The sequence below is a fragment of the Campylobacter concisus genome (genome assembly GCF_002913865.1).
GTDB lineage: Bacteria > Campylobacterota > Campylobacteria > Campylobacterales > Campylobacteraceae > Campylobacter_A > Campylobacter_A concisus_AM.
Genome location: NZ_POYX01000080.1, coordinates 1 through 6,941, shown reverse-complemented (window position 1 = coordinate 6,941; position 6,941 = coordinate 1). Strand labels below are relative to the sequence as shown.

Here is a 6,941-nt window from a genome sequence, read left to right as displayed (position 1 = left end):
TCACCTCACTCTACTAGAGAGCACTGTGAAGTAGCCTCTGCGCTTTTTATCGAAAAAGTCGTTCGCGGTATCGTTAAAAAATATAACTCTTAAAAACAAAATTTGCTAGAAATTTCTAGCAAATTTTGTATCTCAAAGCATCTAAAGCAAATTTGCCAGCAAGCACGAGCAAATTTAGACTATTTCCCAAACTCATAAACGATCTTGCCACTTTTTATAGTAGTAGTCGCTGCGCCTTTTAGCTTTTTGCCAAATAGTGGAGAGTTTATTGATTTTGAGCGGTTTATCTTCTCGTCATAAACGTACTCGATCTCAGGGTCTATCACTGCGATGTCAGCTAGCATGCCCTCAGCAAGTCTGCCTTTATCTTTTAAATTTAGCATCTTAGCTGCGTTTGTAGATGTTAGCTCCACCATGCGCTCCAAGCTTATAACGCCTTCATTTACGAGCTTAAGAGTGAGTGGCACAAGGGTTTGAAGTCCGATGATACCAAATGGCGCCTTGTCAAATTCCACTATCTTTTCATCTGTGTGGTGCGGCGCATGGTCGGTGGCGATAACGTCTATAAGGCCGCTTTTTAACGCCTCTCTTACCGCTTTTACGTCGCTTATCTCACGAAGTGGCGGTGACATTTTGAAATTTGTATCATAAGCATTTTTCAAAATTTCATCATCGCTAAAGCTAAAGTGGTGAGGTGTCGCCTCGCAAGTGATGTTTATGCCCTCTTTTTTACCCATTTCGATGATCTTTAGCGAGTACTCTGAGCTTACATGAGCGATGTGGATGTGCGCTTTAGTGAGCTTTGCAAGTAGCATATCACGGCTCACTGCGATCTCCTCTTTCTCCCTTGCCATGCCTCGAAGTCCAAGTATGGCCGAGACCTTGCCCTCGTGCATAACGCCCTGCCTGCAAAGCGAGCAGTCCTCTGAGTGGCTTATACAAAAGCTGCCAAACATACTTGAGTACTCAAGTGCCGCTCTCATCACGCTTGAGCTTGTAACTGGCAAGCCATCATCGCTAAATGCAACTGCACCAGCCTCTATAAGATCGCCCATTTCAACGATCTCATTGCCACCAAGTCCTTTGCTAATGGCTGCGATTGGTAAAAGGTCGATCAGTCCGCAGTTTTTAGCCTTTTCTATCATCGCCCTTGTGATTGAAGCGTTGTCATTTACTGGGTTTGTGTTAGCCATACAAAGGCAGGTGGTCACTCCTCCAGCCACGGCGGCCTGCGAGCCCGAGATGATGTCATCTTTATACTCTTGACCAGGATCGCGAAAATGCACGTGCATGTCGATAAGTCCTGGCATGACTAGCTTATTTGTGGCGTCGATGACCTTATCAGCCTCAAATTTCTCACTTCCGATTTTGGCTATTTTGCCGTTTTCTATTAGGATATTTGCCTTAAATTTCTCGTCGCTATTTACGATAGTGCCGTTAATTATTGCTATTTTCATCGTTAGCCCCTATTTTTTGCAAGCGTATTTAGTATCGCCATTCTTATCGCAACGCCGTTTTCAACTTGGTTAAGCACCACTGAGTGTGTGCCATCAGCCACGTCAGAATTTAGCTCCACGCCCCTATTTATCGGTCCTGGGTGCAGCACGATCGCATCAGGCTTTGCTAGCTTTATCCTATTTTTATTTAGTCCAAAAAATTTCGAGTACTCCCTCGAGCTTGGAAATGCCACGTCCGCACCGCCACGCTCTAGCTGGATGCGAAGCATGATGATGACGTCACTACCCTCGCAAGCCTCCTCCATATTTTTGCAAATTTGAGACTCAAAGACCTCAGCGTCTTTTGGCATCATCATCCTTGGCGCAAAGAGCTTTAAATTTATGCCAAATTTCTTCATCGCCCAGATGTCAGACCTTGCCACGCGGCTTCTAGCGATGTCGCCGATGATAGCCACGTTTAGGTTTTTATCTAAAATTTTGCCATGCTCTCTTAGCGTGAAAAGATCAAGCAAAGCTTGGCTTGGGTGCTCATTTGTGCCGTCTCCTGCATTTACGACGCTAGCCTCTGTCCTATCAGCTGCAAATTTCGCCGCTCCAGAGCTTGGGTGACGAAGCACGATGATATCAGTTCTCATAGCAGCCATGTTATTCATCGTGTCATTTAGGCTCTCGCCCTTTGTCACGCTAGAGCTTGATGAGCTAAAATTTATCGTATCAGCTCCAAGCCTCTTTGCTGCGATCTCAAAAGAAGTCCTTGTTCTTGTCGAGTTTTCATAAAATGCGTTGATCGTGGTTTTTCCACGAAGGTAGTCATTTTTTTTCACTTGGCTTAAATTTAGCTCCTTAAACTCTCTCGCCGCCTCTAGAAAATATAAAATTTCTTCCTTGCTAAGCTCTCTAGTTCCTATCAAATCTTTATGTTTGTAGCCCATTTTAAGCCCTTTTTGATCTATTTTGTTACAAAGTCGCAAGCTGGTTTGTAGCCGTTGTCGCAAGCTTTTTTAAACAAAGCTTTTGCCTTCTCTTCGCTTTTTGCTTCATTGTCGTCTTTGTCTTTTATAAGGCCATAAGCTGTCATTTCGCCTAGTTTTTCGCAGGCCATGCCCTCATTTTCGTCGCACATTTTTGTAAAAATTTTTTCAGCCTGAGCTCTATCTTTTGCCACGCCATCGCCGTTAAATAGCATGATCGCATTCATCGTGCAAGCTTTTTTCTCGCCCTCGCCGCATGCTTTATTAAAAGCAAGATAGGCCTCTTCAAAATTTCTCTTTGCATAAAGCTCATTTGCCTTATCGTAATTTTCACTTGCAAAAGCGTTTAACGCAAAAAGTGCCGCTGCAAAAACTAAAATTTTCTTCATATTTTCTCCTTATTTAAATAACTTTGGATGGTGTTTTTTCATATATTCAACTATCTCTATGACCTCGTCGCTACCGCTAGCATCAGAGTTTTCTAACGCATCGTCGATGCACTCAACATAGAGATTTGCCGCCTCTTCAAGCTTATCTTTTTTCACGCCAGCATAGTAAAACATCGCCTCAAGCACCATGCTAAGCTCGTAGCTAAGCTCCTCTACGCTTACCTCTTCTTCTTTCATATCTCCTCCTGTGTTTTTTTAGTTATTAGATCAGCTATCTGCGCCTTGATCGGCTCATAGCTAAAGCCATCTTTGAAATTTGCAAAGAGCCCGCCACTAGCATTGACGTGGCCGCCGCCACCAACTAGGTGTTTTGCCATGGCGCTAACGTCAAGCTTGCCATTTGCACGAAAGCTTAGCGTTTTTTTATTTGTCACGTCGATAAAGAAGTCAAATTCAGGATTTGCCACTAAAAAGTCGTTGCCGATAACCGAAACATTGCCGACATTGTAGGTTAAAATCCCTTTATGATCTTTATAAGTGATGCTAAATTTCTCTTTATTTTCACTAAGTTTTTTTACGACGTAGTTTGAGATTAGATTGCTTAGCGTATCGTCTTTATCCTCTTTGAAAAATGACTTTTTAATGGCATGCACCTGCATATCAAGGCCGATATAGTCGTTTTTCTCATTAAAAAATTTGCTAGCTTCTTTTAAGATATGATCCATATAAAGGTTGTTTTCAGCTTCAAACATCACCTTATTTATCTCTTTGGCATATGCCACAAGCCCCAAGCAGACCTTGCCCATCTCGAAATTTTTATCATCTTTTAGCCAGATATCCACGGCATTTACGACGTCACTAAAAATTTCAAGCTCTTTGTTTTTGCCAAAAATGCCTGCAAAAAAGTCATAAGTGATCTTTGTAGCGCACCTTGAACTATCTAAAAAATACCATGAGTAAGCGCTCGCGCACTCGGCACCACTTTGGTGATGATCTAGCAAAAATAGCTTGATATTTTTACTCTCTATCATCTCCTCAAAGCTCTCGCACTGAGCTAGGCTTAAATTTAGATCAGTGATCAAGATAACGTTTTTATCATCGTTTGAGGCATCTATCTCAGATAAAATTTGAGCAAATTTATCATCTATCTCTCTGCCGTAGTTTGAGTTTAGAAATTTCACATCTTTGAAGTAAAAATTTGTTATGTATTGTGCGCCGTATCCGTCAAGATCGGTGTGCGAGAGGTGATAAATTTTCATCGTTTTCCTTTATAAATTTTCTATTTCTATGACGCCAACCGTTTCAAATGGCGTATTTGCCGAGATCTCAGCAAAGCTTAGCACCACTATGTCGATGGCAAAATTTGCACAGATATTTGCTATAAATTTGCGCAAGCTTGGCTCCACGCAAAGCACCATCTCTCCGTGCTGGCTCATCGGCCGTTTCTCTTTTTCACGCCTTAGCGCCTGCACGATCGATGATGTCTGCGCCACGTTTATCATCAGGTGATATGCGCCGTCTTTATACTGCACCGCATCCATCAGCTTTTGCTGTGCAGCGGTGTCTAGGATATAAAAATTTAGCTGCCCCTTTTCATCTACATAAAGCGAAGTAATGACACGTGAAAGCGCTGCACGCACGTGCTCGATGATCATATCTAAATTTTTACTAACCTCGGCGATGTCACTGATGGCTTCAAGTATGCTAAGCAGGTCTTTGATCGGGATATTGTCTTTAAGCAGCGTTTTTAAGACCTTTTGTATCAAATTTATAGGTGCGATCCTTAGCGTATCCTCGACCACGACTGGATAGTCAATCTTTAGTTTGTCTAGTAAATTTTGCGTCTCTTGGCGAGTTAAAAGCTCGGCTGCGTTTTGCTTGATAAGCTCACTCATGTGCGTTGAGATGACGCTTGCAGGATCAACTATCGTGTAGCCACTAAGTATGGCGTCCTCTTTGACGCTAGCGTCGATCCAAAGAGCGTCTAGCCCAAAAGCTGGCTCTTTTGTCGGTATCCCCTCGATATCCTCGCTCACAAGCCCACTATCCATCGCTAGAAATTTATCCGCATAAATTTCACCCTGACCGATGATGATACCTTTTAGCTTAAAGCGGTACTCGTTTGGTGGTAGCTGAAGGTTGTCGCGGATCCTTATCTTTGGCATCAAAAAGCCAAGACTTGAAGCGATATTTCGCCTCATAGCGCGAATTCTCTCGATTAAATCCACGTCAGCTAGCTTTAGTAGGCCGTATCCTAGGTCAAGCTCTAAAATTTCAAGCTTTAAGATGTCATTTATCTTTGTCTCTTCTTCTCTTGCGATCTCTTCGTCGCTCTTCTTTGGAGTTTTAGCAGCGCCACCACTTGCAGCTGCTGCCCCTGCCCCACTTGGCGCAGTGCCGCCAGCTTTTTTAGAAGCTGCTTTTTCTTTTGGCGCAAGGTTTAAATTTAGCCCACCATCTTTGGTCTGCTTGATGATGTAGCCAAGCCCCAAAAATAGCAGTGCTATAAAGCCAAGCGAAAGCGTCGGAAGTCCTGGAACAAGGGCAAACATAAATAGTATGAAGCCAACTATTAGCAAGGTTTTATAGTCTCCTAATAGCTGATTTAGCGTGCCCTCTGCAAAGTCCTCGTCGTCTTTGCTAGCTCTTGTGATGATGATGGCGGTCGCTGTTGAAGTGATAAGTCCTGGGATCTGACTAACAAGGCCATCACCGATAGTTAGGATCGTATAGTACTGAGCCGATGTCGCCATATCAAGGCCGTGTTGAAACGAGCCGATGGCAAAGCCACCGATGATGTTTATGATAGTGATGATGATGCCGGCTACTGCGTCACCTTTTATAAATTTAGACGAACCATCCATCGCGCCGTAGAAATTTGCCTCGCCGATGATGGCTTGACGTCTTTCGCGCGCTGTTTTTTCGTCTATTAGACCTGCGTTTAGGTCCGCATCTATCGCCATTTGCTTACCAGGCATAGCATCAAGTGTAAAACGAGCTTGCACCTCGCTCACGCGGGTTGAACCCTTTGTTACGACCATGAAATTTATGAGCACCAAGATACAAAAGACGATGGTGCCGATGACGAAGTTGCCACCAACAACGAAATTTCCAAAGCTTGAGATGATCTCACTGACCGCTTCTGGGCCGTTGTGACCCTCGCTTAAGATCATACGCGTGGTTGCTATGTTTAGCGAGAGGCGAAAAAGCGTGATGATGAGAATGAGCGTCGGAAACGTACTAAGGTCAGTTGGTTTTGGCACGTAAATAGAGATCAAAATAATAAGCACAGAAATCGAGATCGAAAGTGCCAAGAAAAAGTCAAGTACCGCGCTTGGAAGGGGCACGATAATGATAGCAAGGATGGCAACGATGATACCAACGATGCTAAGACTTTTAAATTTGACAATCGGCGCAAGAAACGGTGCGACAAGAGTCAAAATATTATTTTTTTGCTTTGCCAACTTTACTTCTTAACGATGTCACTTAGTTTGATCGCGTCAAGCATCTCGTCGATCTTGCCTTGAAGGCCGCTAAACATCGACCAAATTTGACAGCTTGAAGCTTTGTTTGACGGGCAACCAAGTGCTGAAGATGAGCACTCAAAGACGCTTAGCTCGCGTTTTTCAGCGCATTCTATTATCTTTTTTATACTTAAATTTTCAGGTTCGCCGTTTAGTGCAAAACCGCCATTTGCTCCTTTAAATGACTTTAAAACTCCATCTTTTGCTAAATTTTGTAAAATTTTTGCCAGAAAGCTTTTTGAAATTTTAAGCTCATTTGAGATCGTATCGACATCAACTGGCGATGATTTTTGAGATATTAAAATAAGCGAAAGTAGAGCGTATTCGCTTGCCTTTGTAAAAAGCATTTATCTTCCTTAACTCTTTAAATAGCCCTAATTTTATAAAATTTTTACTGCATTTTTCATTAATTTTTAAAAAGCGCCGTTTTATCTAACTTTATGTTTTAAATGCTATAATCGCTCTTCCAAAATTCACCAATCAGGAGGTCATCATGGCTTTGGATTCGGCTAAAAAAGCTCAAATAGTTGCGAAATTCGCTAGAAAAGAGGGAGATACAGGCTCTCCAGAAGTTCAAATAGCTCTTTTAACAGCTAGAAT

At 42.7% G+C, this 6,941-nt stretch carries 8 protein-coding genes; 1 reads left to right on the top strand and 7 read right to left on the bottom strand.

Features of this window, described 5'->3' with window-relative positions:
- Positions 1 to 179: 179 nt before the first annotated feature.
- From CYP77_RS05215 to CYP77_RS05185, 7 genes are read right to left on the bottom strand one after another with little or no spacing between them, the layout of a single operon-like run.
- Positions 180 to 1,457, bottom strand: coding sequence for a dihydroorotase (locus CYP77_RS05215; RefSeq protein WP_103566983.1), 1,278 nt, complete (start codon positions 1,455 to 1,457; stop codon positions 180 to 182).
- Between the two features lie 2 nt (positions 1,458 to 1,459).
- A complete protein-coding gene (locus CYP77_RS05210) occupies positions 1,460 to 2,389 on the bottom strand; it encodes an aspartate carbamoyltransferase catalytic subunit (protein WP_103566982.1) in 930 nt (309 codons plus the stop codon).
- A 17-nt stretch (positions 2,390 to 2,406) separates the two neighbouring features.
- Entirely contained in the window at positions 2,407 to 2,817 is a 411-nt protein-coding gene (locus CYP77_RS05205; protein ID WP_103566981.1) for a tetratricopeptide repeat protein, read from the bottom strand.
- Positions 2,818 to 2,826: 9 nt separating this feature from the next.
- Complete coding sequence (locus CYP77_RS05200) at positions 2,827 to 3,054, bottom strand: hypothetical protein (protein ID WP_002942640.1); 228 nt, start codon at positions 3,052 to 3,054, stop codon at positions 2,827 to 2,829.
- Positions 3,051 to 4,076, bottom strand: a complete 1,026-nt coding sequence (locus CYP77_RS05195; protein WP_103599708.1) for a DHH family phosphoesterase — start codon at positions 4,074 to 4,076, stop codon at positions 3,051 to 3,053. The genes CYP77_RS05200 and CYP77_RS05195 overlap by 4 nt, the downstream gene beginning before the upstream one ends.
- Before the next feature lie 9 nt (positions 4,077 to 4,085).
- On the bottom strand, positions 4,086 to 6,281 hold the full coding sequence (flhA, locus tag CYP77_RS05190; RefSeq protein WP_103566979.1) for a flagellar biosynthesis protein FlhA: 2,196 nt from the start codon (positions 6,279 to 6,281) through the stop codon (positions 4,086 to 4,088).
- 2 nt (positions 6,282 to 6,283) lie between these two features.
- Positions 6,284 to 6,688, bottom strand: coding sequence for an Rrf2 family transcriptional regulator (locus CYP77_RS05185; RefSeq protein WP_004317794.1), 405 nt, complete (start codon positions 6,686 to 6,688; stop codon positions 6,284 to 6,286).
- Between the two features lie 146 nt (positions 6,689 to 6,834).
- On the opposite strand from CYP77_RS05185, the gene CYP77_RS05180 reads away from it, so the two are divergent.
- On the top strand, positions 6,835 to 6,941 hold a 107-nt coding region (locus CYP77_RS05180), incomplete at its 3' end, for a 30S ribosomal protein S15 (RefSeq protein ID WP_181001951.1).

What these genes read in the sequence shown, in the direction of transcription:
- CYP77_RS05215 (WP_103566983.1), bottom strand. Translation starts at nt 1,457, where the DNA reads ATGAAAATAGCAATAATTAACGGCACTATCGTAAATAGCGACGAGAAA.
- CYP77_RS05210 (WP_103566982.1), bottom strand. Translation starts at nt 2,389, where the DNA reads ATGGGCTACAAACATAAAGATTTGATAGGAACTAGAGAGCTTAGCAAG.
- CYP77_RS05205 (WP_103566981.1), bottom strand. Translation starts at nt 2,817, where the DNA reads ATGAAGAAAATTTTAGTTTTTGCAGCGGCACTTTTTGCGTTAAACGCT.
- CYP77_RS05200 (WP_002942640.1), bottom strand. Translation starts at nt 3,054, where the DNA reads ATGAAAGAAGAAGAGGTAAGCGTAGAGGAGCTTAGCTACGAGCTTAGC.
- CYP77_RS05195 (WP_103599708.1), bottom strand. Translation starts at nt 4,076, where the DNA reads ATGAAAATTTATCACCTCTCGCACACCGATCTTGACGGATACGGCGCA.
- CYP77_RS05185 (WP_004317794.1), bottom strand. Translation starts at nt 6,688, where the DNA reads ATGCTTTTTACAAAGGCAAGCGAATACGCTCTACTTTCGCTTATTTTA.